Source organism: Streptomyces sp. AHA2 (assembly GCF_036857595.1).
In the GTDB taxonomy this organism is placed as follows: Bacteria; Actinomycetota; Actinomycetes; order Streptomycetales; family Streptomycetaceae; genus Streptomyces.
The window spans coordinates 378,036-400,997 of record NZ_JAUQWJ010000002.1 but is presented as its reverse complement, the minus strand read 5'-3'; the positions used below and the strand labels follow the sequence as shown (position 1 = coordinate 400,997).

The window sequence follows — 22,962 nt, the reverse complement described above, 5'->3', positions numbered from 1 at the left end:
ACCCGAGGGAAAGGAAAGTCATGACCGGTGTTTCTGTCGCCGAGCGCATCGCCGCCGGCGGTCTCCAGCAGCACATGTTCTCGGAACCGACCGAGACGGCCGAGGCGTGCAGCCCGAACGGGGCCATGTGCCTCTGGGACTCCGACTGCTGCCACGGGCTCATCTGTGAATGGTGGGCGTGCGAGACGCCCTGACGTTCACCGGTGCCGTCGGCGGCCGACCGGCTGCCGACGGCACCACCGGAACGGACCGGCGTCACGACGTCGGTGACGGAAATAGTGTGCGGGAAAGGGTGAGGGAAGTGTCCGCGCTGCTGAAGACGGGCGGCTCCGCGCTGCTGAACGGGAATGTACCGGCGCTGTTGCATGGGGATGTGTCCGCGCTGCTGAAGTCGGCACGCGCGGGAAGGGTTTTTCTGGAGTCGTCCCGGCGGGACGGCGGAACTTTCGACTTCGCCCCCTGGCCGCAGGTCCGCCCCCGGCGTTTCGGGCCGGTGGGCCGCGCGGCGACGGCCGTGTCCGGTCTGCGTGCCGTGCAGCGGATGAGCGTGGGCTTCCTGGACCCGGTGGAGGACGCGATCTGTCTGACGGTCGGCCTGCGCCACATGGGCTTCGCCGCCTCCTTCCACCTCGGCCGGGAGATCGTCCCGGCGGCACCGCCCGCCGGCTTCTACGCGTGGGTGCGCTGCGGCGGCGCCGTCCTCAGCACGTCGCTGCCGGTGAAAGAGGAATACGTCGAGATCTACACCGACGCACCGGAGGGTGAGCACAGTGCGTGACGTCGTCATCTGCGCGGAGGGCCGGGTGAGCCGCACCCGGCCGGAACTCGCCGCCGAACCCCTGGGCGTGAGCCTGCTCGCCACCGGCACGGCGTTCGAACTCCGCCGGGACCTGCCGGGCCGGGCCCCGCTGTACTACCGGGTCGGTCACGGCCGGCTGGAGTGGAGCGGCGACCTGGCCGGCTTCCAGGAGGGCCGGCCCCTCCCCCAGCCCGATCCGGGAGCCCTGATCGCCATGGCCCTGGGTACGGCGCCCGCGCCCGACAGCACTCCCCTGCCGGGCGTCCACCGCCTGGCCACCGGAGTGACCGTACGGCTGGACCGCGACGGCGTACGGGTGAGCCGGCACCGGCCGGAGACCGCCCCGACCCGGCGCAGCCCTGAACAGGCCCTGGCGGAGGCGCTCGACGCGTCGGCCGGGCCGTACGCGATCGCCTTCAGCGGTGGTCTGTCCTCGGCGTTCGTCGCCGTCGCCGCGCTGCGGGCCGGGCATCGGCCGCCGCTGGTGCACGCCGACTTCGGCGACCGGTTCGGCCCCGCGGCACTGCCCCGGATCCCGGGACTGCCGTGCGAGCGGGTGCCGTTGGACCTGCTCGGGCTGCTGGACCACCACCGCGTCACCGGCGAGGAGCCGTTCCCGCCGCTGCCGGACACCGAGGTGCCCCGGCTGCTGGCCGAACGGCTCGCCGCCCACACCGGACTTCCCGTGGTGAGCGGCGCACTGCTCGACCCGCTGATGTCGGCCCGGCTGCCCGACGCGCGCCTCGGGCCGCGCAGTTGGCGGCTGCTGGCCTGCGAGCCCTTCCATGTCTCCGGCACGCTGCGGTCCCTGGAGCAGGCACGCGCCCTGTTCGACAAGGGGGTCGTCCACGACCCGGACCGGGTGGAGGAGCTTCCGGACAGTCAGCCGGTGGGCGCCCCGCCGCCGCCCTCGCCGACCGGCGCCGACCGGGTGCCCGGGCTCACCGAGCGGGGCCGGGAGGCGTTCGACGCGGCCCGGCGCGGGTCGCTGGCCGTGTGGCGCGAGCACCTGGAGCTGCTGCCGTCGGTCCTCGGCCGCGCGGAAGCGGCGCTGAGCGAGCACGGGGACGGCGGCGCGCGCCTGCCCGCCCTGGAGCCCGGGGTGCTCGCAGCGGTCGGCGCGCTTCCGGCGCACCGGCTCGGCCGGATCCGGGGCGGCACCTTCCAGTCGCACGTCCCGATGCGCACGGCGGTGGCGGCTCACCGGGTCACCGGCGTCCGCAAGAGCACCCCGCGCCACTGGCTGCGGCTCGCGGCGGCGGCTCATCTGCACCGTGAGCGGCCGAAGATCGTCGCCGAGCTGGAGCGCGGCAGCGCGCTGGCGGACCTGGGGCTGATCGAACCGGCCGCCCTGATCGGCATCCTGCGGGACGGCCGTGATCTCAGTGCCCAGGCCCTGGTCCTGCTCCGGATGGTCTGGCTCGACCGATGGCTGCGAGGTTGACCATGCCCACCCCTCACGCCCTGCCCCGGCTCGCTCCCCAGGTGCGGATGACACCGCTGCCGTTCGGCGGCGCCGTCCTGGTGCATGCCTCGACGTTGCGCGTCGCCGAATGCGGCGAGCAGGAGGCACGTGTCGTCGAACGCCTGCTCAGCCACGGCCTCCCCGGCGCCGGCACCGGCCCGGCGGGCGAGGCGGTACGGCGGATGAGCCGGCAGCTCGCGGACGACGGCTGGCTCGTGGTCCCGCCGGACCCGGACGACGTCCCGCCCTGCCTGGACGATCCGGACGACGGCGTCCCGCCCGCCTCGGGCGACAACGCCCCAGCCACCCCGGCCGCACCCGGTACGGATCCGTCAGCCCTCACTCCGGCGGAGACACCCGCGCCGGACACCGATCGGAGGTAAGTCCCTTGCGCGTCACCTTTGGCAGGACGCTGCGTCATCTGCTGCCCGACATGGCGGTGGCCGCGCTCGCCGGCCCCCTCCTGGTCTCCGGCGTCGCGAAGGCGGTCACCCCCGCCGAGCAACTCGACTGGCCCGTCGGCTCGGGGCCGCTCGCGGCCCCCGACGGGCCCCGGCTGGTCGGCGCGGCCGAACTCGTCGCCGCCACCGTGGCCTTGGTCGCGCCGGGCCGGCTCGCCGCGCTCGCCCCGGCCGGCTCCTACGCCGCGCTGACCGTGGCCGCCCACCGTATGCGGGGGACGAAGTGCGCCTGCTTCGCGTCCGCGCGCCTGGCCGCGATCGGACGAACCCACGTGAGGGCCAACGCCACGATGTCCCTCCTCGCGGCAGTCGCGGCCGCCGCGGGCCCGGAGCGCCGGTTCCTCGTCCGCGCGGGCACCGCCGTACTGTCGGCCGCCACCACCTACGGCGTCGTCCGCGCCCTCGACCGCCGGGCGGAGCAGAACTCCGAAGCGACGGCGCAGGCTTGCCAGGAGCGGGTGAGCGCGGTCCGGCTCTATGTCTCCGACGACTGTCCCGCCTGCCGCTCCCTCAAGCATCTGCTGCGGTTCATGGAACCGGCCCGGCGCGACGCGGTCAGCACGACCGTGGTCAGCGGGGAGTCTGAACTCCCGCCGGAAATGACGGACTTGGGTGTGCCGTGCGCTCAGGGGCTGGACGCCCGAGGGGAACCGGTCTGCCCGCCCGTGGCCGGGATCGGCGGAGTGAAGGCGCTCATCGACAGTGTCACCCTCACCTCTCCGGCGGTCCACCGTGCAGGCTGAGGTCGTGCCCGCTCACCCGGGCAGCACGAGCCCGGCGCGCATGGACTCCTGGCAGCGGATCGACTCCGCCCCCGGCCTCGCCGTCCGGGCCCTGATCACCACACCGGCGTATCCGAGTCTGCGGGATGTGCATCCGGAGCTGGCCGTCTGGGGCGAGTTGCGGGTCGACCCGGGACTCGCGGGGCTCGACACCGGACGGGCCCGGCCGCTCCGGGTGGAGATCGGGCCGGCGGACGGCGGGGAAGACCCCTGGCGGGTGCCCGTCGAGGGCATCGCCCCGGGCGCACTGGCATGGCACCCCCGGCTGCCCCTGGTCGCCGGGCTCGCCCTGCGGGGCCGGTACGCGCATCCCTGGGTCGCCGACCACCGTGCGCGCACGGTCGTCGTGCACGACGGTATCCGGGCAGCCACGTCCCTCACCGGCCTCGGCGGCACCGGGCAACCACCCCTCGCCTGGTGCGGTTCGGGGCTCGTCCTGCTCAGCCCCGCCCCGGCCACCACCACGAAGGCGGACACCGTCGCGTCGGAGCCGGGCCTCGCCCCCGTGGCCTGCGAGGCGCACGGCCCCGGCTGGCTCGCCTTCCCGCAGGGCGTACCGGAGTTGGCTGCTCTGGCCGCCGTCCAGGTGGTGCTGCTGCCCGACCCCGAGGGCGGCGGCGGCCCCCTCCGGCCGCTCACCGGCCCCCTGCTCGTCCGGGGCCTCGACCCCGACCCGGACGACGGCGAACACCTCCTGGTCACGCACCTCGACGAGGAGACGTCCCACTCCGAGCGCCTGAACTGGGCCACGACGCCGGCCGACCTCTCGGGGCGGGGCGCCGAGCGAGTCCCACCCGGCTCCCGCCGGCCCTTGGGCGCACCCGGCACACCACCGGGACCCGACGACCGCGCACTCGGCGCACCGGCGTCCCCCGACGACCGCGCACCCGACGCACCGGCACCCGCCGGCAACCGCACGCCCGACGCACCAGCGCCTCCCGACGGCAGCACGGCCCCCCGGCCCTCCCACAGCCCATCGCGCATCACCGCCCCCCGGCCCGTCACCGCCCCGCCCCCACCCCCCGGCCTCGCCCTCACCGACGACGAAGACACCCCCGGCCCCCTCCTGCTCTGGCTCCGAGCCCAGGAACCCGGCCTCGGCGGCGCTGCGGCACCCTGCCCGGGCGCCGGGCCCGTCGCGCATCTGAGCCTGGTGCCCCGCTGGCCGGCCGACGCCACCGTCGACACCCTGCATCCCCAGATCACCGGCGCCGTGCGGGACGCCCTGGACGCGCTCGCACGACGCCGGCCAGGCATCCTCGACCGGGGCGTGGTCGTCGGCGGGCACAGCTTCGGCGCGAGTCTGGCGCTCTACGCGCTGGCCTCCGAACCCCGGCTGGACGGGGCCGTCGTGCACAGCGGCTGCTACAACCGCACCCTCACCCCGGGCGGATTTCAGTACGAGCGCCGCCCCTACTGGCAGGCGCCCGAGATCTACCACGCCTTCAGTGCCCTGCTGTTCGCGCACCGGCTCGACCGGCCGGTGCTCATCGCGCACGGCACCCGGGACCCGAACCCGGCGACGCCACCCGAGCAGGCCGTGGGGCTGTACCGGGGCATCGTCGCCGCCGGCGGACACGCGCGGCTGGTGCTGCTGCCCGGTGAGGGCCACACCTTCCAGTACGCCGAGACCCACCGCACCCTGGCGCGGGAGCACCGGCGCTGGCTGGACCTCTGCGCACGGAAGCCGGCGGGGGTGGCGGCCCATGTCCGCTGAGGCGCAACCGGCGAAGATCGGAGCGCGGGAGCAGGCCGCGTGCCTGGCGTTCGCCGTACGCCTGGTCTGGCGCGCCGACCGGAGGCGGCTCCTCCAGGTCGTCGCCTCCCAACTGGTCTCGTCGCTGGGCATCATGGCGCTGGTCCTGCTGGTCAGGAACGTGTTCGGCAGTGTGCTGGCCGCCGGCTCCGGTCCTGGTGCGGGCGGGGGGCGGGAGGTGATCGTCTCCGTCGTGCTCATCGTCGCGATCGGTTCCCTGGGCGGGCTGCTACGGCTGTTCGCCTCCTCCCGGAACCGGGTGCTGGCGGCCAAGGCCGACCGGCATGTCATCGGGACCGTGCTCGCCTCGGCGACCAGGGCGGAGCTGGCGCGTTTCGAGGAGCCCGGGTTCCACGACGCGTTGCAGCGGGCCGTGTTCGCCTCGCGGTCGCAGCCGACGATGGTGGTCACGATGCTGGTCACGGCCTTGCAGGCGGTCCTCACGGTGGTCGCCGTGGGCTCCGCGTTCGCACTGCTGGCCTGGTGGTTGCTGCCCTTCGCGCTGCTCAGCGCCCTGCCGGTGGTCCGGGCGGCCCGGGCCGAACGCAACGCCGGGTACGGGCTGCACCGCAGCCTCGCCGAGGACCGGAGGGTGCGCCAGTACGTGGAGCAGCTGCTCACCGGCCGGGAGGGCGCCAAGGAGGTGCGGGCGCTGAGTCTCGGGCCGGCCCTGCGGGGCCGGTGGGACGCGGAGTACCGGCGTGAGATCGACGAGACGGTGTCCTGGCAGCGCGGCGCCCTGCGCACTCGGATGCTCGCCCGGCTCGGCGCGGACGCGCTGACCCTGGCCGTCATCGGTGCCGTGTGGGGGCTGATCGGCTCCGACGTGGTCGATGTGCCCACCGCGGTCGCCGCCGTGACCGGGCTGTTCCTGATGACGAGCCGGGTGCAGGCGCTCGGCGCGATGCTCAACGGCCTCGGCGAGGCGCTGTTCTACCTCATGGACCTGCGGACGTTCGCGGCCGACGCCGACGAGCCCGAGGCCGTCCCGGCCCTGCCCGACCGGACGTCCGGGTTCGGCGAACTGAGCGCCGAGTCGGTCGGCTTCACGTACCCGGGTTCACCCCGCCCGGCGCTCCACGGGGTCAGCCTCACCGTGCGCCGGGGCGAGTTCGTCGCGCTGGTCGGCGAGAACGGGTCGGGCAAGACCACCCTGGCCAAGCTCCTCGCGGGGCTGTACCCGCCGGACACGGGGCGTCTGGTCCTCGACGGCGCACCGGCGCCCCACCCGGCGCTGCTGCGGGAGGTGTGCGCACCGGTGTTCCAGGACTTCCTGCGCTACAAGTTCACCGCGGCCGACTCCATCGCCTTCGGCCGGGCCGGTGCGCCGCCCGACCCGGCCGCGATCGTCGCGGCGGCCGAGCGGGCCGGCGCCCACATGTTCCTGGAGCGGCTGCCGCGGGGTTACGACACCGTCCTCGGCAAGGAGTTCAGCGACGGCTGCGACCTGTCGCTGGGCCAGTGGCAGCGTCTGGCGCTGGCGCGGGCGTTCTACCGGGACGCGCCGTTCCTCATCCTCGACGAGCCGACGGCGTCCCTCGACCCGCAGGCGGAGGCGGACCTGGGCGACCGGCTGCGGGAGCTGTTCGCCGACCGCACGGTCCTGCTGATCTCGCATCGTTTCTCGGCCGTGCGCCACGCCGACCGGATCTATGTCATGGCCGGCGGCCGGGTGGTCGAGCAGGGCAGCCATGAGGAACTGATGGCCGGGAACGGGACGTACGCCCGGCTCTTCCGGCTCCAGGCCCTGCCCTACCACGACGGCGCTCACCGGCCGCTCAGCCACCGGTGAGCGCCGGGTGCCACGCCGCCGACCGCTCGGCGGTGGCCCGCTCGCGCGCGTAGAGCCGTACGAGGTCGGGCACACGGTACGTCGTCGTGGCGTCGCCGTCCTCGCCGGGTACGGCGGTGAGCAGGCCCGCGTCGACGAGGGGTTCGAGGTGGGTGTCCGCCAGGTCGGCGGGACAGTCCAGCAGCGATGCGGCGGCCGTGGCCGGGAAGCGCGGAGCGGCCAGCAGCCCGAGCATCCGGAAGGTCCGCCGGGCGGCGTCGGGCAGAGCCGCGTACTCCTGCTCCAGGCAGGCGCGTACGGCGAGGTCGCCGATGGCCAGTTCGTCGAGGCGGCGGCGTTCGTCCCGGAGCATCCCGGCCAGCCGGTCCAGCGGCCACTGCCGTCGGCAGGCCAGCCGGGCGCCCGCGACCCGTAGGGCCAACGGGCATCCGTCGCACAGCCGGACCAGGTCGGCCGCGGCGTCGGGCTCGGCCGTGACCCGGTCCGCTCCGGCGATCCGCGCGAGCAGTTCCACGCCCTGTTCCGCCGGCAGCGGCTCCAGTTCGACGGAGCGCGACGGAACCGTCGAGGTCAGCCGGTGCCTGCTGGTGACCAGCACGACCGGGCCGCCGACGCCGGGCAGCAGCGGCCGTATCTGACGCTCCGAGGCGGCGTTGTCCAGCACCACCAGGATGTCGCGGTGGGCGGACAGGGTGCGGTAGAGCGTGGCGAGTTCCTCCACCGAGTCCGGCACGGGGGTCGCTCCGGGCAGGCCGAGGGCGTTGAGGAACCGGACGAGGACGTCCCGGGGCTCGGCCGGCGTGCCGCTCGCGCCCCGGAGGTCGACGAACAGGGTGCCGTTGGTGAACCGTTCGGTGAGCGCGTGCGCGGCGTGCACGGCGAGGGCGGTCTTGCCGACGCCGGCCCGGCCGGAGACCGCCACCAGGGGTACGACGCCGGGCGCTGTCGCGTCCGTCGCGGTCAGTCCGGCCTCGATCGACGCCAGTTCTGCCTCGCGGCCGGTGAAGTCGGCCAGGTCGCTCGGCAGTTGCGCCGGGACGACCGCCGGGACCGGGTGCGGGGCGTCCGGGGTGTCGGCGGCGGCCGCGATGCGCCGCCGGGCGCCGAGCCAGGGCTCGGGTGTCAGGCCGCAGGCCGCCACGTAGGCGTGGACGAACCCGGCGCGGGGCAGTGCGCCCCGGCCGAGCACGGCGGCGGTGGTGCTGCGTGCGAGATGCAGTCCGTGCCGCTGGGCGCGGACCTCCAGCTCCCGGTAGGTCAGTTCGGACCAGGCCCGCAGCCGGCGGAGGAGCCGGACGAACTCCTCGGGCGTGCGGGCGGTCTCCGGACTCGGTACGGCATTGCTGTGCGACACGTGCTTCTCCCCGTCGGTCACTGCCGGTACGCCATCAGGTGTAGCGGTCCGGCGTTGTTCGGCCTCGGGGAACCGGCGACGAACATACAGACGTCGAACAATCCGGGTGGCTTGGGAGTCACTGGTGCGGGGCCGTCGGCTCTTGAAGAATGTGAGGTCACCGCGCTGGTGGTGACCTGGGGGAAGCCGGGGGGCTACGGGGAGGTGCGGCCATGCCGCGCGGAGAACGCCCGCTGGAGGCGGGAGACGGTCCGTTACTGGAGTTCGCGGCCGGCCTGCGCCGGCTGAGGCAGAAAGCGGGGAATCCGCCGTACCGGACACTGGCGGAACGGGCACATTACTCGATCTCGACCCTGTCCTCGGCGGCGTCCGGGCAGCGGCTGCCGACGCTGGCGGTGACGCTCGCCTACGTACGCGCCTGCGACGGGGACGTGACGGAGTGGGAGCACCGCTGGCGGGAGGTGGCGGAGCGGCTCGGGGAGGAAGAGCCCGGCCCGGAGGAGTCGGGGGCGGCGCCGCCGTACGCGGGGCTGCGGCCGTTCCGGGAGGAGGACGCGGAGTGGTTCTTCGGCCGGGAACAGCTGGTGGACGACCTGGCCGGGCGGCTGGAGCGGCAGCGGTTCGTGGTGGTGACCGGGGCGTCGGGCTCGGGCAAGTCCTCGCTGCTGCGGGCGGGGCTGGTGCCCAGGTTGCGCCCGGCGGCGACGGTGGTGGTGCTGACACCGGGGCCGCGGCCCTTGGAGGAGTGTGCCGTACGGCTCGGCGGGCCGGCGGGGGTCGCGCCCGGCGGGCTGTACGGGGAGCTGCGGGAGGATCCGGAGAACCTGGGCCGCGTGGTGCGGCAGATCACCGCGCGGTCCGCGACGGGCGACGGCGACGTGGTGCTGGTCGTCGACCAGTTCGAAGAGACCTTCACGCTGTGCCGGGACGACTCCGAGCGGGACCGGTTCGTCGAGTCGCTGATCACGGCCGCGTCGGCGGAGAAGGCGAGCTGCCGGGTGATCCTGGGGGTGCGCGCCGACTTCTACGCGCACTGCACCCGGAACGCGCTGCTGGTGGCGGCGATGCGGGACGCCCAGGTGCCGGTCGGGCCGATGAGCCTGGACGAGCTGCGCCGGGCCGTGACACAGCCGGCACGCAGGGCCGGGCTGACCATCGAGGGCGCGCTCCTCGCGACCCTGACCGCTCAGGCGCACGGCCAGACCGGTGTGCTGCCGCTGCTGTCGCACGCCCTGCTGCAGACCTGGCGGCGCCGGCGCGGCAACGCGCTCACCCTGGAGGCGTTCGAGACGGCGGGCGGCCTGGAGGGCGCGCTGGCCCGTACGGCGGAGGAGTTCTACCAGGATCTGGACGCCGGGCAGCGGGAGCTGGCGCGGAGTGTGTTCGTGCGGCTGACGGCGCTGGGCGAGGGCACGGAGGACACGCGCCGGCCGGCCCGCCGGGCGGAGCTGGAGGGGCTGGCCGGGGCCGACGCCGGCCGGATCGACGCCGTGCTCGACCGTGCCGCCACGGCACGGCTGCTGACGCTCGACCACGAGCAGGTGGAGTTGGCCCACGAGGCGCTGATCCGGTGCTGGCCCCGGCTGCACGGCTGGCTGGCCGAGGACCGCGAGGTCACCCGGACGCTACGCCGGCTGACCGACGCGGCCCAGACGTGGGAGGCCCTGGGGCGCGACCCCGGGGCGCTGTACCGCGGTACGCGTCTGGACATGGCGAGCGCGCTGGACCGTGCCGCGCTGTCCGGGCAGGAGCGGCGGTTCCTGGACGCGAGCCTGGCCGCGCGGGCGGCCGAGGAGGCCGCCGCGCAGCGCCGCGCCTGGCTGCGGCGCGGGATGGTGGCGCTGCTGAGCGTGCTGCTGGTGCTGGCGAGCGTGACGGCGTTCCTCGCCGTGCGGGCGCAGCGCATCGCGGACACCCAGCGGGACGCGGTGAGTTCGCAGCGGGCCGCGGAGAAGGCGGCGGCGCTGCGGACGCTCGATCCGGCGCTGGCCGCGCAGATCGGTCTGGCCGCCTACCGGCTGTCCCCCACGCCGGAGGCGCGGGGCAGTGTGCTCAGCACCTTCGCCACGCCGTACGCCACCACGCTGACCGGGCAGCCGGGCATGGTCACCGCGCTGGCGTTCGGCGCCGGCGGCCGGCTCCTGGTGACCGGCGGCTCCGACCGGGCGCTGCGGTTGTGGCGGTCCTCGGATCCGCATCATCCGCGCCCGCTCGGCGGGCCGTTGCGGTCGGCGAGCCCGGTGCGCGCGGTCGCCGTGAGCGCCGACGGGCGGGCGCTGGCCGCGGGAGGCGCGGACGGCACGGTGCTGGTGTGGGACATCGGTGACGCGGTGCGACCCCGGCTCGCCGCGCGGCTGCCGGGCGGCGAAGGCCCGGTCGTCGCGCTGGTGTTCGGGGCAGACGGCCTCGCGGTGGCCGCGCGCGACGGCATCCGGCTGTGGCGGCTGCCGGAGTCCGGGAAGCCGAGCGCCCTCGCCGGGCGGCGCGTGCCGTCCGATGTGACCGGCGCCGCGTTCGCGCCGGACGGCCGCACTCTCGCCACGGGCCATGCCGACGGGACGGTGCGCCTGTGGGACGGGGACGGAGGGATCCGCGAACGGGCGTCCCTGGACGGTGAAGGCGGCGAGGTGCACGCGCTGGCGTTCGCTCCGGACGGCCGGAGGCTCGCCACCGGAGGCGGCGACTTCGCGGTGCGGCTGTGGGACGTGGGCGAGCCGGGCGACGCCCGGCTGGTGAGGGTGCTCAAGGGCCACACCGACGCGGTGAACGCGGTGGGCTTCAGCCCGGACGGCTCCACCCTGGCCAGCGGCAGCACCGACGCCACCGTCCGCCGCTGGGAGGTGACCGGGTCCGGCCCCGCCCGTGACCTCGCGGTCCTCATCGGCCACACCGGCAGGGTCGGTGTGCTGGCCTTCAGCCCCAACGGCCGAAGCCTCGCCACCGGCAGCGAGGACCGCACGGCCCGGCTGTGGGACCTGCCGGGCCCGGCCCTGACCGGCCACACCAGCTCGGTCTACTCCGTCGCCTTCAGCCCGGACGGACGGCGCCTGGCCACCGGCAGCTACGACCGCACCGTCCGCCTGTGGTCCCTGCCGGGCGGCGACCGACCCGGCCGCTCGGTGCGGCTCACGGGGCACACGGGTCCGGTCAACTCGGTGGCCTTCAGCCCCGACGGCCGCGCCCTGGCCAGCGGCAGCGCCGACGGCACCCTCCGGCTCTGGCGCCCGGGGGCCACAGAGGGCTCCCGGACGCTGAGCACCGTCCCGGCCCGGGTCGGCCACGTCAACGCGGTGGCGTTCGCCCCGGACGGCCGGACCCTGGCCACCGGCGGCGAGGACGGCACCGTCCGCCTGTGGGACACATCCGACCTCCGCAGTCCTCGTCCGTTGGCGGCACTTCCAGGCCCCGGCGGGGTGGACTCCGTGGCGTTCGCCCCCGACGGCCGGGTCCTGGCCGTGGCCGGGCGCGACCACACCGCCGTGCTGTGGAACGTGACGGACCGGCAGCGGCCCGCCCGGCGCGCGGTCCTGGAGGGCCACACCGACGCGGTGAAGAGCGTCGCGTTCAGCGCCGACGGGCGGGCGCTGGCCACCGGCAGCGAGGACCGCACGATCCAGCTGTGGAACGTCACCGACCCGGACCGCCCCGAGCGGCGGGCCCGCTTCACCGGCTACACGGACGGCGTCATGTCCGTCGCCTTCGCGCCGCACGGCCGGATGCTCGCCGCCGCCAGTTCCGACCACTCCGTGCGGCTGTACGACGTGAGCGGGGAGGGCGCCCCGGAACTGGCCGTGCTGGCCGGGCACACCGACGCCGTCGACTCGCTCGCCTTCAGCCCGGACGGCCGGCGTCTCGCCACCGGCAGCGAGGACTGGACGGCGCTGCTGTGGGACCCGGACGTCGAGCGGGTCACGGCCCGGATCTGCGCCACGGCCTCGCCCGCCGTGACCCGCGCGGAGTGGCGGCAGTACTTCCCGCAGCACGTGTACCGGCCGCCCTGCTGAGGGCAGATCACGGCCCGGTCCACACCCGCGAACCCCTTGGCGGGAGGTCTGTACGGTCCGCAGACGGAAGGACGGGGGGCGTTTGGGGGGCCAGACCGAGGATCAAGGACGTCGCGGAGTACGTGGGCGTGTCCCCCGAGACGGTCTCCCCGTCATCAACGACTTCGAGCACGTCTCCGAGCGGACCCGAGCCGCCGTCCGGGAGGCCATCGACGCCCTGGGCTACCGCATCAACCGGCGCACCGTCCCCGGGTGTGCGCCCTGACGGCCGGCTCCCCCTGTCCCCTGTCAAAGACGTCTCGGTCGCCGGCCGTCGACCACCTCGGCCTCGCCCTGCGGACTGCGCCGTCCGCACTGGCCTCTTCCGCGCGGGGAACTGCCACGCATCACCGTTCGCAGCGGCCATCCCCCTGTCTCTCCATCCCAGGGACTTTTCGGGGACTTTCAGCGCTGTCCGAGGAACTTCCGAGGGACTTTTCGCGGCCTGACGCGGCAAGCTCCTGAAAGACCGGAAAGGGCCTCCGACGCAGGTCGGAGGCCCTTTCCAAGGCGAAGCCGCAGAGAGCGGCAGACGAGTCGGGCTGTACGCCGGGTTCTGACCTGATGGGGAACGCCACCTGCGGCGGAGCATCGGCCGCGAGGGCGAAATCCCTCTCACCTGCTTACTTACGCTTCACTCGACTTACCGCAGACTTCACGCGGACGTAGTTCCTGGCGCTCCCCCGCCGCTCCCCGAGCCCATCCGCTCCCCAGATTCTCCCCAGGTTCCGCCCCGTCGGAAGGCGCTCGGACCTGCAGCGACGGCCTAGGCGTCACACTCGCCGAGGTGGCCGGGCTCGTACTCGCTCCCCGAGCGGCGGGCGGCCTCACTCCTTATGTCCTCCATGGCGATGACGCAGTCGGCACAGGCGCGCACCTCGTGCCGGCCGGCATCCCGGGGACGAAGCTCCTTGAGGCATGCGGTGGGGACCGTGCCCTTGTCGGGATGGCGGAAGCAGACGCCTGGACTCCACTGATAGAGGTCGAGGATCTGCTGGCGCTCCATCGCGTCTCCTTGGTCGAGGCGGCCTTAGGGGCGGGGGGTACGGCGCTCGTTCCCGCCGTGCCGATAGCAACACCCCAGGCCGCGCGTCATTCACTCGATCGGGCGAACAAGCGTTCGATTCGTGCACACTACAGGGAGCTCTGCGGCATATGCCAGGCCGCAGAGCTGTGGGGGTGGGGTGGCCGGTCTCGTCGCGGACGTTAGTCCATGATCGAAGACTGCCTCAAATCTGCTGCTGACTTATGATCTTGGTACGTAAACGGTTGGTCGGGTGCCAGCCGATCAGCCCCAGTGGGTCCTCGATGCCCGCCGGGCAGCCGGCGACCGCATCCGCGTCCGACGGCTGCACCAGAACATGACCCAGGAGAGCCTCGCCCACGCCGCCGGCGTCGACCGGTCGACCGTGCAGCGCATGGAAGCCGGCCACGAAATGAAACTCAGCCACCTGCTGCTCGTGGCCCACGCTCTGCGGACACACGTCACCGACCTCCTTCACGGCTGATCACACCGCTACGGCCGGCCGCGTCCTGACCGGGGGGTTAGTAGCCGAGTCAACAACAAGTTGATCGCCCAGGGAAGAGCTTGTAGCGCCCATTCACCGTGCGGTGATGTTGTGGCCAGAGCTTCGCGCGCCGCGCACTTGGTCCATCGCCTCGTCGGCCAGCACCTTGAAGCGGCCGTGCAGCTGCTCCGCCGTCTGGCACGGGCTGCCGTCGACGCGGCGGCAGGTGTCGCACTCGTAGAGGCTGTGGTCGACATACCGCTTCCACGCCTTCTGCACGGCACTGAGGCCGCTCGCCGCGGCGGCTATCGGTGGCGTCGGTCGCCTATCCGCGGCGGGCTGGGTGTCTCTACCCTCGTCCATGCCTGCGCTCCTGTCAGCGTTGGCCACGCCCCCGGGCCGGTGTGCCGCCGGTCGCGGGGGTCCTGCAATTTCACGGTACCGCCTCGACTGGCGCGATAGGTGCGATAGGGCCGATAGGCGCACTCGTCTCGCCTGGTGGGGTGAGCGGTCCTAGCGTCCCGATCATGGACTGGCAGCCGGATATCCCGAGGTGGCGGCAGGTGTACACGGTGATGGAGGAACGGATCGCCGACGGCACCTACCCGCCCGGCGGACGGCTGCCCTCGGTCGTTGACGTATGCGCCGAGTTCGAGATCTCGCAGATGACAGCCCGGAAGGTGCTGCAGAAGCTGCGCGAGGCCGGCCTGGCCGCGATGCACCCCGGCGTGGGCACGTTCGTCACGGAACTGCCGCAGCCCCCGAAGTCATAGCCCGGTGTCAGACCCCGCGGCTACGCTGATCGTCATGCCGTCCTCTCCCTTGCCGGAGCCTCGCGTGCGTCCGGCCGCCGTGGTGAACGAGGAGATCCGTGCGCTCGTCCGCGCGGAGGGCGGCTACCTGTACGGCGCCGCGCGGTCGCGGTACGAGCAGCTTGTCGCGGAGTGGACGGTCGCGGTGCAGGCGGAGCGCGCGTGCGGGGAGATCGTGGAGGCGGCGTAGCCTTCCGCCGTGAGTATCGAACTACCTGACGAGCTGATCGCACTGGAACGCCGCGCCTGGGAAGAGATCCAGGCCCAGAAGCTCACCGTCGACACGGCCTCGGCCGTGCAGGACGCCGTGACCGCGCACGCCAAGGCCGCGGGCATCAGCCGGTACACGGTGGAGATGGCGTTGAAGAAGGCCGTGCGGCACGCGGAGCCCGCCGAGGGCTGACAGCAGCAGGCCCCGCCTCGGTGCATCACGCCGCGGCGGGGCCAGAGCAAACCCGACTTGCTCGTCGGGATGTTCTCGTCAGCTTAAGCGTCGCCACTGACAGCGCCGGGGCGTCGCGTCGACAGCACGTACACGCCCGCAGGTGCCTGCTCGGGCGGGCGCGGGGCGGGGAGCAGCTGGGGCGGCAGTTCGTTGCCGTGGCGGCGCATGACCTGGCGCAGGGCGCGCTCGCGGGAGGGGAACGGGCGGACGTTCATCCCCGCAGCATGGCAGAGCCTCACGCCGTCTCCGGCCAGCTCGTCAACACGTCGCCCGTCTCCTCATCGACGAGGGTGACGGCCGCACCTGGGCGACCCCAGTCGCCGACCCAAGCCCGGAACCGGTCGCGGGCCACGGTCTCGCTGTCCCACCAGCCGTGCATGGCCGGGCGCCCGTCGCGGGTGAGGACGAGGTGGAAGCGGCCAGGGTTCATGGGCGCCGTCATGGGCGTCATCATGCGAGCCGGATGCCGCGCGGCCGGTGCGGCTCGCGGACGATCGCACCCTTGGTCTCCAGCTCGCGCAGCTGGTAGTGCACTGAAGAGGGCCGCAGGCCGGAGGCGGCTGCGAGCTCGGCGACGGTGGGGGCGTCGCCCTGGTCGGTGATGGCCATGCGGATGAGGCGGAGGATCCGCTCCTGGGTGTCGGTGAGATGCTCGACCTTGTGCCTGGCCATGACCCCAGTAGAAACCTTGTTCGATTTTTGGTGCAAGCTGGAGACGTGACCGACCTGCCGCCCGACCTGCCCAGACTCCGCACCCTGGAGACGTGGCTCGCCTACACCCTCGACCAGGTGCGCCAGGCCATCGCCGCGGCCGAGCGGCGGGAAGCGGAGCGGCAGCACGGCATCGAAGCCCGGCCGCCCGCACCCGACTGGCTCCTCGAGCTCGGGCTGAACCGCGACAGCCCGCCAGTGCAGGTGCACGTTGGCGGCTGCTGGAACTCTGGCAAGCGGTCCCGTGGCGTGGCCCGGGACGAGGCGCTGCGAGCGCTCGCCGCCGGGGTCAAGGCATGCGGGGCGTGCCGGCCGGACAGCGAGCTGGGCTTCCTCGACGGCTGAGGCGTCAGTCGTCGAACCAAGGGGCCTGTGCGGGTTCCATGTCGTCGCGCACCCTGACGTAGCGCACCGGGTGCCGGAAGCGGCCCTCATCCACCGCGGTGTCGGCGACGATCTCCACCACCAGGTGCGGCACAACCGGCCGGTGCTCGAGCATCTCGCGCGTCCCCCAGCCCGCGGAGAACCGGCGGCCCCACCACGGGTGCCCGTCCCCGCCCGGCTCCAGCCGCTGACCAAGTTCCTGCCGGGCCGCGCGGGCGAGCGGCGCAGTGCGGGCCACGTAGTGCAGGCGGCCGATGCGATCGAAACGGCCCAGCAGCAGCGTCGACGGCCGGAAGACAGGCCCGGTGACGGAGACGACGACCGCCTCCGTCGTCGCCCGGGTGCGCACCTTGAGCCAGCCGCGGCGGCCCGGCTCGTACCGCTGGCCCAGGCCCTTCACCACGACGCCCTCGATACCGGCCGCGCCCCACGCCGGGTCCAGCCAGTCCTCCGCGGCCGCCCGGTCCGTCGTCGCCGGACACAGCACGAACGGCGCGGCCAGCGTCCGGTCCGCGAAGAGGGCCTCCAGCAGGGCGCGCCGCTCCCGGTACGGCCGGTCGAGCAGCGGCCCGTCCGCGGTGTCGAGAACGTCGAACACGATCAAGTTCGCGGGCCGCTCCCCCGCGGCCGTCCGGGCGCCCGCGCCGCGGCGGCGGGCCCGGCGCTGCAGCTCCCCGAAGTGCAGCCGCCCGTCGTGCGCCACCACCAGCTCGCCGTCGAGGACCAGCGGCCCGGGCAGAGCGCGCCCGGCCGCGGCGATCTCGGGGAACGAGGACGTGAGGTCGGCGCCGTTGCGGGACTGCAAGTACGCCCGGTCCGGCCCGGCGAACAGGAGCGCCCGGTAGCCGTCGGGCTTCTGCTCGAACGCCAGCCCACCCGGCAGCGCGATGTCCCGCGGCAGGGCGGGCCGGGACTCGGCGAGCATCGGCGCGAGCGGAGGGGTGAGAGCCACAGCTCAGGTGTATGTCGGGCGAGCGCCGACCGCGACCGGACACGACAGCGCCCGCCGAGACGGGGGAGGCTCGGCGGGCGCTGCTGCCAGTGTGGCACGGGGCCGGGCGCTACAGCCCGATGTCCTCCGATGCTGCGTCGGTCCACTTGTCGGCTTCGCGGATGTACCCCCAGAAGGCGGGGCTGTTCTCGGCGTGGCCGGACTGTTCGCGGATCTTCTCCTCTCGCTTGCCTGCCCGTCGGCTGGTGGTGATGAACCCTGCCCGCATCGAGTGGCCGGTGAGGCGGACGGAGAGTCCGGCGCGTTCGGCGTTGCGGGCGATGATCTCGCGGACGGCTTCCGGGCTGAGGGCGCGGCCACCCATGTTGCCCCGAGCGTCGATGGGGAGGAACGCGGGCCCCGTGGTGATTCCCGCGGCCGCACGCCAGATCTGCCAGGCGCGGACCGGGCAGGTGTCGGGGTTCTTGCCGTAGGCGACGACCACATCGCGGGGCGGCCGCCCTTTCACTGCGGGGACGTGTACGTCGAGGCCCTGGCTGACGAGGGTGATGCCGTCGGCCCTGAGCGCGGCGACCTCAGCTGAGCGCCCGGCGATCCCGAAGGCCATGAGCCACAGGGCGCGGTCGCGGAGTCCGGTGAGTCCGTCGGCAACGGCTGCGGACATCAGCCGTAGTTGCTCGGGGGTGACGGCGGCCGCGCGGCCGCGGCCGCGGGCTTGCCGCTCGGGGTCGTTCTTCAACGGCCTGAGAGCTTGGCGGGCGGCGACGGTAGCAGCCTTTGGAACTTCCACCCCGCGGCCGCGGGCGGTGACGGTGACGCCGGTGATGCGGCGGTCGATGCTGTTGGGCGCGGCGAGTCTGATGGTGTCGAGCCAGACGACGAACCCGACGAGCGTGCCCTTGGTGACGGCGGTGGGCGGCAGGCGCTGGCCGGTCCGTTCCCCCAGCCAGTCGTGGAACTCCTCCCAGAGTGCCCAGTCGTTGGCGTAGCTGCGTTTGGTGTTGTGGGGGCGGATGGCGTCGAGGTGCTTCTCGGCGGCTTCTTCCATGGCGTGCAGGACGGCGAGCGTCGCAGCGTCGTAGACGGCGGGGGTAGCGTCCGGCTGGCGCGGGATGACGGCGTCGGTCACCGCTCGCCCCGCATCGCCGCCAACGCTCCGTCGGCACCGTCCTCGTAGAAGCGGTTGAACAGTCCGCCCGTCAGCCCCTCATAGACCGCGCTACTCAGTCGACCGCCACCGGGTGCGACCTGCTCAGCGGACGCACCGCTCTGCCGACCCAGCAAGAGCGCCAAGTAGGCCGCCTCGTCGTGGGACAGCTCCACCACCACGGTCTCCGGCATCTCTTCGTCGTCGAGATCGATCCGCTTCACCTTCACGCCTTCGCCCTCGCCTTCGGGTCGATGAGGTTGGCAGTGCCGCGAACGGTGACGCATCCACCACAGCTGCAGTCTTCGGTGGCCGTCGCTCGCTGCTTCTCGGCGAGCCCGTGGGCGTAGTCGTCGAGCACGGCGTTGGCGCGGGCGGTACTCAATCCGGCCTGACAGAGGTAGGCGATTAGTCGCGCTCGGGAGTCTGAGGGCATAGTCGATTGTACCGTTTTGACGCCCGCGATATGGCATGTTATCGAGGGTTGCGCTTGGGCTTCGCCGCTTGTCCGCCCGGCCTGGCGAAGATGCGGCGCAGGAGGTCGACAACCTCGGGCGGCGGCTCAGGAGTGGCGGCAACTCGTGCGCGGATGTCGGCGATGACGTCATCGCCGAGGATTCTTCGGCGTTCTTCTGCTCTCACACCCCACTACCGCGCCGAAGGCCGCAAGGACACGCAGTCCTAGGTACGACGAAGCGCCCCGCCCTCCCACTGCGGCGGGAAGGCGGGGCGTCGAGTCAGGGACGGTTGCGGTTGATGTAGTAGGCGACGACAGCGTTCAGCAGGCCTGTTACCAGGGTGCAGTTGGCGCCGAACAAGGCGATGATCTGGTCGGTGAGCACGTAGGCTCGCCTCCCTTACTGACAGAGACGTAGCCCGGCCCAAAACCAGCGGCTGTCGCCACGACTCGGCCCTCAACCAGCAATCCGTGGCAGCACCATTGAAGCATGCCAGCAGCGTTGGCGGCGTCCTCCGACCAGGTGACGCGAAGCACGACGAAGCGCCCCGCTCCCCCGCCGGTTGGCGGAGAAGCGGGGCGCTGTGGTTCACGCGGGTTCGTCGGGCGTGTACCCGCCGGGCAGGTCGGGATAGACCGGCTCCAGGAACGGGTTCGTCGCCGGCGCCGGTACGGGCGGGGGCTCCTCCCGGCCGAGGCGCACCAGCGAGCCCACATCAGCGGCGGTGTCGTCGCGGCGCGGACGCAGCGGGATCGGCTCAGGCATCAGTCACACTCCAGTTCGGTTACGGCTTTCCCGCTGGGCCTGCAGCAGGATGCGGATGCGCTGCACGATCAGCGCGCTGATCACCAAAGCCAGCCCCGTCCGAACCCCCCGCAGGATCACGGCCATGCAGCCGTCCGGCCACAGGGTGATGAGGACGGTGTACAGGAACAGCAGACCGATCGCGGCCGGCAGCCCCATCAGATTGCGGCCCGTCTCGGACCGCCACCACGTCGTCTTCACGTGGTAGATGACGACGAATGCGGCGCAGACCAGCGTGGCCAGTGCCGACGCGATCAGGTTGACCCACATGTCGACGCCCATCTCTCTCACTACGGTGCTCCTCTGAACGCGGCCTCGATCCGCTCACGGAAGTGGTTCTCCTCGCGGGCGTGCCGGAGTTTCGCGGCGACGGCGGAGACGATCGGCTGCCGCGCCTCGGCCTGCTCGCGTGCTTCACGGGCCCGCTGCAGGGCGGCTTCGGAGTCGCTCGGCTCGATGCGGTCACATCCGAGTACGAGGCGCCTGACCCATCCGATCACCGGCATTCACCTCCTCCTCGTCCGCATGCCCCGGATGGGGCAGGGCGGTGAGGATGTGTCCGCCGAGCTTGGCCATCTCGAGCAGTTCGCCGGTCTGTTCGTGCTCGACCTTGCGGGCCGCCTCGCTCTCGAGGAACGCCTGCCGCCAGTTGTCCCGGTCGGCGAGAGCGTCCTCGTGGGTCTTCCGGGGCACGAGGCGGCCGGTCAGTATCAGCAGGACCACGACGACGAGGAGCGTCACGGCTCCAGCGTCGCCCGGATTGACGCCGAAGACCTCGCTCACTGCGCCCTCCCCTGCAGTTGGTGAAGCACTCGATCAGACGCTTCGGACGGACGCCCCACCGCCGAGAGCGGACTGCGCCTTGTCGCTGACGCCGGCGGGCTTCCACAGGCCGAAGTGCATGAGGACGCCGGTGGCAAAGGAGACGAGCGACAGGACAACGGCAGTGCCGAGGTCGTAGTCGGGGCCCGGGTTGGCGAGCTCGGTGAGGAAGCCGGTGAGCGTGCTGAGCGCCAGGAGCAGCGTGGCTTTCACGCCGGGGTGGGTGACGTGCTTGGTGACCAGCCCGACGAGGACCGGCAGCACGACGGAGACGGCCAAGCCGATCCAGTAGGCCTTGTCGAGGGACGCGTTCATGGGGTTCTCGCTTCCTGTTCGGCGAGCCAGCGCCGGACGGTCTGGTTGTGGCGGGCGTCCGCAAGGGCGTTGTGCTCTCCGGATTCCTGCTTGGGCAGTTCGTCCCAGCGGAAGCCGAGACGGACGCGTTCCTGCTGGATGTCGCAGGTGAACATGGGGACGCCTTCGGGCAGGTCGATCATGCGGCCCCAGAGCTGGGCGAGGCAGACGTGGTCGTAGGCGCCGTAGTTGGCCCACAGCTGTACGTCCGGCCCGGCGGCTCGAATGAAGTCCATGACGTCGTCGGCGATCCGCTCGCGTCGCTTCACGACCGGGTCTGTGTAGTCGAACAGCCAGGACTTCGGCACATGGTTGCGCCGGTCTCCGTGCCCCTTGGGGAGGCTGGGGACGACGTTTTCCATGAGCCACTGGTGCTTGCGGATCTTCCGCACGGGCATGTCGCGGTTGACGGCGTAGTACTCGCGGCCGTCGTCGCACACCATGCCGATGGAGATCAGCTCGATGGTGCGGCCGTCCTCCAGGAACTCGAGGTCGTAGTCGATGACGGTCACGCGGTCACCTCGAATCCGTAGCGGTCGCCGAGGCGGGTGAGGGACGTCTTGCCGGGGATGCCGTCGGCGTCCTTGCCGCGGTAGCCGAGCTTGTTCTGCCACTTGGCGTAGGCGGCGATGGTCGTGGTGCCGAAGTGCCCGTCGGAGTAGCGCTTGGAGAGCAGCCCGGCGTCGACGAGTGCGGCTTCGACGGTCTTCACGCCGCTGTACGTGACCGGTGTGCCCTTCGCTGCGGGGTTGGACTTGGCCGCGGCGACCAGCTTCGACAGGTCCACGGTCGGCTTGGTCGGCTTCGGCAGCGGGTCCGGTGCGGGAGGCTTCGGCGCGGACGGTGCCGCGCCGGCGAGGCGGGCGGCGACGCGGGCGAGGATGTCGTCCCAGTCGACGCCACGCGGGTCGACCTTGCCGGGCTGCCAGTCGAGGTGCCGGATCGCCGAGCGCGGACCCCAGTCGTGCTCCCGGCAGATCGCGGTGATGACACGGACGATCGCCTCGAGCTGGGCATCGGGCCACGGGTCCTTGCCGTCGCCCATGTTCTCGCACTCGAAGCCGTAGAAGTGCCGGTTGCCGTCGACGGTGGCCTCGTTGTCGGCGGGCGGCTTGCGTTCGCCGATGACCGCGGCCAGCACGTCGGGGTCGCCGAGGCCGGCGTGGTTGGCGCGGCCGTTGCCGACGAGGTGCACGCGGCCGTCCTTGGTGATGACGCCGTGGCACAGCGGCCCGGGCAGGGCGCTGTGCCCGCTGCGGCACATGTCGACGGTGGCGGCGGAGCCGCGGGTCACGGTGTGGTGGATCATCACTCCGTTGACCGGGCCCCACGGTCCCTTGCTGTTGCGGTTGTGGGTCTCCCAGTTGCCGACCTCGACGACGGAGATGCCCTCGTCTCTCAGGCAGTTCGCGAAGGCGGCGGCGGACATGGGTGTGGCCATGAGGCCTCCAGGCGGGAAGGGCCCCGAGGCCGGGGCGCGGGCGGGTTAGAGGCTGACGGTGACGCCGTTGAAGCCGACCCACGGGGGCTTGGCCGTGGTGCTGAAGCCGAAGACCTCGAGGTAGCCGTCGGTGCGGACGTCGAGCTTCAGGGCGATGCGGTCCGAGTTGGTGTCCGAGCAGGGGATGAGCACGGTGCGCAGCGTCGACGGGCGGGCCGCGGACGGCAGGGCGGTGTTGTTGACGACGTAGCTGCCCGCCGGGGAGGACGGGTAGGAGGCCCGGCCGAGGGCTCCGCGGAACTGCAGGGACTCCTCGCCGGAGATGTTGAGGATGCGGTACTGCCAGGTCCCGTTGCTGTTGCCGTTCTGCGTCCACGGCGAGGCTGGCGTGATGGTCTTCCAGGCGGACTGGCCCACCGATACCGCGACCCAGGCGCTGCCGTCCCAGACGTCGAGGCGGTTGACGTCGGAGAGCCAGGTCAGCATGCCCTCGACGGGTGCGGCCTCTCCGGTGAGAGTGGCGCCCCGGGCGGAGGCTGAGGCGAACGTCAGCCGGCCGCGGGGGATGACCCCGTCAGCGAGGTCCTTGATGGCCTTGGACAGGTCCGGGGCGTCGGTGAGGGAGGCGAGCTTGATGCCCTGCCCATAGTTGTCCTGTGTGGGCACGGGCCC

At 72.9% G+C, this 22,962-nt stretch carries 30 protein-coding genes and 1 pseudogene; 14 read left to right on the top strand and 17 right to left on the bottom strand.

Going from position 1 to position 22,962, the window contains the following annotated elements; translation table 11 throughout:
- Positions 1–20 precede the first annotated feature (20 nt).
- The 7 genes from Q5694_RS05895 to Q5694_RS05865 are packed head-to-tail and all read left to right on the top strand — an operon-like array spanning position 21 to position 7,055.
- Entirely contained in the window at positions 21–194 is a 174-nt protein-coding gene (locus tag Q5694_RS05895; protein WP_333930964.1) for a hypothetical protein, read from the top strand.
- Entirely contained in the window at positions 179–778 is a 600-nt protein-coding gene (locus Q5694_RS05890) for a hypothetical protein (RefSeq protein WP_333930963.1), read from the top strand. The genes Q5694_RS05895 and Q5694_RS05890 overlap by 16 nt, the downstream gene beginning before the upstream one ends.
- A complete protein-coding gene (locus tag Q5694_RS05885; protein WP_333930962.1) occupies positions 762–2,243 on the top strand; it encodes a hypothetical protein in 1,482 nt (493 codons plus the stop codon). The genes Q5694_RS05890 and Q5694_RS05885 overlap by 17 nt, the downstream gene beginning before the upstream one ends.
- Before the next feature lie 2 nt (positions 2,244–2,245).
- Positions 2,246–2,647, top strand: coding sequence for an actinodefensin-associated protein B (gene adfB, locus Q5694_RS05880; RefSeq protein WP_333930961.1), 402 nt, complete (start codon positions 2,246–2,248; stop codon positions 2,645–2,647).
- Between the two features lie 5 nt (positions 2,648–2,652).
- Positions 2,653–3,468, top strand: coding sequence for a hypothetical protein (locus Q5694_RS05875; RefSeq protein WP_333930960.1), 816 nt, complete (start codon positions 2,653–2,655; stop codon positions 3,466–3,468).
- A 4-nt stretch (positions 3,469–3,472) separates the two neighbouring features.
- Positions 3,473–5,224, top strand: coding sequence for a S9 family peptidase (locus tag Q5694_RS05870; protein WP_333930959.1), 1,752 nt, complete (start codon positions 3,473–3,475; stop codon positions 5,222–5,224).
- On the top strand, positions 5,214–7,055 hold the full coding sequence (locus Q5694_RS05865) for an ABC transporter ATP-binding protein (RefSeq protein WP_333930958.1): 1,842 nt from the start codon (positions 5,214–5,216) through the stop codon (positions 7,053–7,055). Before Q5694_RS05870 ends, Q5694_RS05865 begins: the two co-directional genes overlap by 11 nt.
- Here Q5694_RS05865 and Q5694_RS05860 read toward each other — a convergent pair.
- Positions 7,042–8,409, bottom strand: coding sequence for an NB-ARC domain-containing protein (locus tag Q5694_RS05860; RefSeq protein WP_333930957.1), 1,368 nt, complete (start codon positions 8,407–8,409; stop codon positions 7,042–7,044). The genes Q5694_RS05865 and Q5694_RS05860 overlap by 14 nt on opposite strands.
- Before the next feature lie 212 nt (positions 8,410–8,621).
- Between Q5694_RS05860 and Q5694_RS05855 the strand changes: the two genes are divergently transcribed.
- Both Q5694_RS05855 and Q5694_RS05850 read left to right on the top strand, forming a co-directional pair.
- Positions 8,622–12,413: an nSTAND1 domain-containing NTPase gene (locus Q5694_RS05855; protein WP_333930956.1), complete on the top strand. Its 3,792-nt coding sequence runs from the start codon at positions 8,622–8,624 to the stop codon at positions 12,411–12,413.
- A gap of 101 nt (positions 12,414–12,514) precedes the next feature.
- Positions 12,515–12,648: pseudogene (locus Q5694_RS05850) on the top strand (LacI family DNA-binding transcriptional regulator); the annotation flags it as partial.
- A 570-nt stretch (positions 12,649–13,218) separates the two neighbouring features.
- Here Q5694_RS05850 and Q5694_RS05845 read toward each other — a convergent pair.
- Positions 13,219–13,458, bottom strand: a complete 240-nt coding sequence (locus Q5694_RS05845; RefSeq protein ID WP_333930955.1) for a hypothetical protein — start codon at positions 13,456–13,458, stop codon at positions 13,219–13,221.
- 355 nt (positions 13,459–13,813) lie between these two features.
- Here Q5694_RS05845 and Q5694_RS05840 point away from each other — a divergent pair, with 355 nt between their 5' ends.
- On the top strand, positions 13,814–13,960 hold the full coding sequence (locus Q5694_RS05840) for a helix-turn-helix transcriptional regulator (RefSeq protein ID WP_333931300.1): 147 nt from the start codon (positions 13,814–13,816) through the stop codon (positions 13,958–13,960).
- Between the two features lie 93 nt (positions 13,961–14,053).
- On the opposite strand, the gene Q5694_RS05835 is transcribed toward Q5694_RS05840, so the two are convergent.
- Positions 14,054–14,323 carry a hypothetical protein gene (locus tag Q5694_RS05835; RefSeq protein ID WP_333930954.1) on the bottom strand — a complete coding sequence of 90 codons (270 nt, stop codon included), beginning with the start codon at positions 14,321–14,323 and terminating at the stop codon, positions 14,054–14,056.
- A gap of 164 nt (positions 14,324–14,487) precedes the next feature.
- Between Q5694_RS05835 and Q5694_RS05830 the strand changes: the two genes are divergently transcribed.
- Genes Q5694_RS05830 through Q5694_RS05820 form a run of 3 tightly spaced genes read left to right on the top strand, consistent with a single transcriptional unit; the run spans position 14,488 to position 15,175 of the window.
- Complete coding sequence (locus Q5694_RS05830; RefSeq protein ID WP_333930952.1) at positions 14,488–14,733, top strand: winged helix-turn-helix domain-containing protein; 246 nt, start codon at positions 14,488–14,490, stop codon at positions 14,731–14,733.
- Between the two features lie 34 nt (positions 14,734–14,767).
- Positions 14,768–14,962, top strand: coding sequence for a hypothetical protein (locus Q5694_RS05825; protein WP_333930951.1), 195 nt, complete (start codon positions 14,768–14,770; stop codon positions 14,960–14,962).
- 9 nt (positions 14,963–14,971) lie between these two features.
- Positions 14,972–15,175 (top strand): hypothetical protein, encoded by a 204-nt coding sequence (locus Q5694_RS05820; protein WP_333930950.1) that lies wholly within the window; start codon positions 14,972–14,974, stop codon positions 15,173–15,175.
- A gap of 83 nt (positions 15,176–15,258) precedes the next feature.
- Here Q5694_RS05820 and Q5694_RS05815 read toward each other — a convergent pair whose 3' ends face one another.
- The 3 genes from Q5694_RS05815 to Q5694_RS05805 are packed head-to-tail and all read right to left on the bottom strand — an operon-like array spanning position 15,259 to position 15,889.
- A complete protein-coding gene (locus Q5694_RS05815; RefSeq protein ID WP_333930949.1) occupies positions 15,259–15,432 on the bottom strand; it encodes a hypothetical protein in 174 nt (57 codons plus the stop codon).
- Positions 15,433–15,452: 20 nt separating this feature from the next.
- Entirely contained in the window at positions 15,453–15,659 is a 207-nt protein-coding gene (locus tag Q5694_RS05810; protein WP_333930948.1) for a hypothetical protein, read from the bottom strand.
- Positions 15,660–15,667: 8 nt separating this feature from the next.
- Complete coding sequence (locus Q5694_RS05805) at positions 15,668–15,889, bottom strand: LexA family protein (RefSeq protein WP_333930947.1); 222 nt, start codon at positions 15,887–15,889, stop codon at positions 15,668–15,670.
- 45 nt (positions 15,890–15,934) lie between these two features.
- Between Q5694_RS05805 and Q5694_RS05800 the strand changes: the two genes are divergently transcribed.
- Positions 15,935–16,273, top strand: coding sequence for a DUF6233 domain-containing protein (locus Q5694_RS05800; protein WP_333930946.1), 339 nt, complete (start codon positions 15,935–15,937; stop codon positions 16,271–16,273).
- 4 nt (positions 16,274–16,277) lie between these two features.
- Here Q5694_RS05800 and Q5694_RS05795 read toward each other — a convergent pair whose 3' ends face one another.
- From Q5694_RS05795 to Q5694_RS05745, 11 genes are all read right to left on the bottom strand, one after another.
- A complete protein-coding gene (locus Q5694_RS05795) occupies positions 16,278–17,264 on the bottom strand; it encodes an ATP-dependent DNA ligase (RefSeq protein WP_333930945.1) in 987 nt (328 codons plus the stop codon).
- A gap of 109 nt (positions 17,265–17,373) precedes the next feature.
- Complete coding sequence (locus tag Q5694_RS05790; protein WP_333930944.1) at positions 17,374–18,393, bottom strand: integrase; 1,020 nt, start codon at positions 18,391–18,393, stop codon at positions 17,374–17,376.
- A complete protein-coding gene (locus tag Q5694_RS05785) occupies positions 18,390–18,641 on the bottom strand; it encodes a hypothetical protein (RefSeq protein WP_333930942.1) in 252 nt (83 codons plus the stop codon). Before Q5694_RS05785 ends, Q5694_RS05790 begins: the two co-directional genes overlap by 4 nt.
- 816 nt (positions 18,642–19,457) lie before the next feature.
- Positions 19,458–19,634, bottom strand: a complete 177-nt coding sequence (locus Q5694_RS05780; protein ID WP_333930941.1) for a hypothetical protein — start codon at positions 19,632–19,634, stop codon at positions 19,458–19,460.
- A 3-nt stretch (positions 19,635–19,637) separates the two neighbouring features.
- On the bottom strand, positions 19,638–19,955 hold the full coding sequence (locus tag Q5694_RS05775; RefSeq protein WP_443040825.1) for a putative phage holin: 318 nt from the start codon (positions 19,953–19,955) through the stop codon (positions 19,638–19,640).
- A gap of 8 nt (positions 19,956–19,963) precedes the next feature.
- The gene (locus tag Q5694_RS05770; RefSeq protein ID WP_333930939.1) at positions 19,964–20,179 is read right to left on the bottom strand and encodes a DUF7620 family protein; all 216 of its coding nucleotides are present in this window, start codon (positions 20,177–20,179) and stop codon (positions 19,964–19,966) included.
- The gene (locus Q5694_RS05765; RefSeq protein WP_333930938.1) at positions 20,136–20,456 is read right to left on the bottom strand and encodes a hypothetical protein; all 321 of its coding nucleotides are present in this window, start codon (positions 20,454–20,456) and stop codon (positions 20,136–20,138) included. The genes Q5694_RS05770 and Q5694_RS05765 overlap by 44 nt, the downstream gene beginning before the upstream one ends.
- Positions 20,457–20,489: 33 nt before the next feature.
- Entirely contained in the window at positions 20,490–20,810 is a 321-nt protein-coding gene (locus Q5694_RS05760) for a hypothetical protein (protein WP_333930937.1), read from the bottom strand.
- A complete protein-coding gene (locus tag Q5694_RS05755; RefSeq protein ID WP_333930936.1) occupies positions 20,807–21,361 on the bottom strand; it encodes a 3'-5' exoribonuclease domain-containing protein in 555 nt (184 codons plus the stop codon). Before Q5694_RS05755 ends, Q5694_RS05760 begins: the two co-directional genes overlap by 4 nt.
- On the bottom strand, positions 21,358–22,290 hold the full coding sequence (locus Q5694_RS05750; protein WP_333930935.1) for an N-acetylmuramoyl-L-alanine amidase: 933 nt from the start codon (positions 22,288–22,290) through the stop codon (positions 21,358–21,360). Before Q5694_RS05750 ends, Q5694_RS05755 begins: the two co-directional genes overlap by 4 nt.
- A 45-nt stretch (positions 22,291–22,335) precedes the next feature.
- On the bottom strand, positions 22,336–22,956 hold the full coding sequence (locus Q5694_RS05745; RefSeq protein ID WP_333930934.1) for a hypothetical protein: 621 nt from the start codon (positions 22,954–22,956) through the stop codon (positions 22,336–22,338).
- Positions 22,957–22,962: the final 6 nt, after the last annotated feature.

What these genes read in the sequence shown, in the direction of transcription:
- Q5694_RS05895 (WP_333930964.1), top strand. Translation starts at nt 21, where the DNA reads ATGACCGGTGTTTCTGTCGCCGAGCGCATCGCCGCCGGCGGTCTCCAG.
- adfB (WP_333930961.1), top strand. Translation starts at nt 2,246, where the DNA reads ATGCCCACCCCTCACGCCCTGCCCCGGCTCGCTCCCCAGGTGCGGATG.
- Q5694_RS05865 (WP_333930958.1), top strand. Translation starts at nt 5,214, where the DNA reads ATGTCCGCTGAGGCGCAACCGGCGAAGATCGGAGCGCGGGAGCAGGCC.
- Q5694_RS05855 (WP_333930956.1), top strand. Translation starts at nt 8,622, where the DNA reads ATGCCGCGCGGAGAACGCCCGCTGGAGGCGGGAGACGGTCCGTTACTG.
- Q5694_RS05845 (WP_333930955.1), bottom strand. Translation starts at nt 13,458, where the DNA reads ATGGAGCGCCAGCAGATCCTCGACCTCTATCAGTGGAGTCCAGGCGTC.
- Q5694_RS05840 (WP_333931300.1), top strand. Translation starts at nt 13,814, where the DNA reads ATGACCCAGGAGAGCCTCGCCCACGCCGCCGGCGTCGACCGGTCGACC.
- Q5694_RS05835 (WP_333930954.1), bottom strand. Translation starts at nt 14,323, where the DNA reads ATGGACGAGGGTAGAGACACCCAGCCCGCCGCGGATAGGCGACCGACG.
- Q5694_RS05830 (WP_333930952.1), top strand. Translation starts at nt 14,488, where the DNA reads ATGGACTGGCAGCCGGATATCCCGAGGTGGCGGCAGGTGTACACGGTG.
- Q5694_RS05825 (WP_333930951.1), top strand. Translation starts at nt 14,768, where the DNA reads ATGCCGTCCTCTCCCTTGCCGGAGCCTCGCGTGCGTCCGGCCGCCGTG.
- Q5694_RS05815 (WP_333930949.1), bottom strand. Translation starts at nt 15,432, where the DNA reads ATGAACGTCCGCCCGTTCCCCTCCCGCGAGCGCGCCCTGCGCCAGGTC.
- Q5694_RS05810 (WP_333930948.1), bottom strand. Translation starts at nt 15,659, where the DNA reads ATGACGGCGCCCATGAACCCTGGCCGCTTCCACCTCGTCCTCACCCGC.
- Q5694_RS05805 (WP_333930947.1), bottom strand. Translation starts at nt 15,889, where the DNA reads ATGGCCAGGCACAAGGTCGAGCATCTCACCGACACCCAGGAGCGGATC.
- Q5694_RS05780 (WP_333930941.1), bottom strand. Translation starts at nt 19,634, where the DNA reads ATGCCTGAGCCGATCCCGCTGCGTCCGCGCCGCGACGACACCGCCGCT.
- Q5694_RS05775 (WP_443040825.1), bottom strand. Translation starts at nt 19,955, where the DNA reads ATGGGCGTCGACATGTGGGTCAACCTGATCGCGTCGGCACTGGCCACG.
- Q5694_RS05770 (WP_333930939.1), bottom strand. Translation starts at nt 20,179, where the DNA reads ATGCCGGTGATCGGATGGGTCAGGCGCCTCGTACTCGGATGTGACCGC.
- Q5694_RS05760 (WP_333930937.1), bottom strand. Translation starts at nt 20,810, where the DNA reads ATGAACGCGTCCCTCGACAAGGCCTACTGGATCGGCTTGGCCGTCTCC.
- Q5694_RS05750 (WP_333930935.1), bottom strand. Translation starts at nt 22,290, where the DNA reads ATGGCCACACCCATGTCCGCCGCCGCCTTCGCGAACTGCCTGAGAGAC.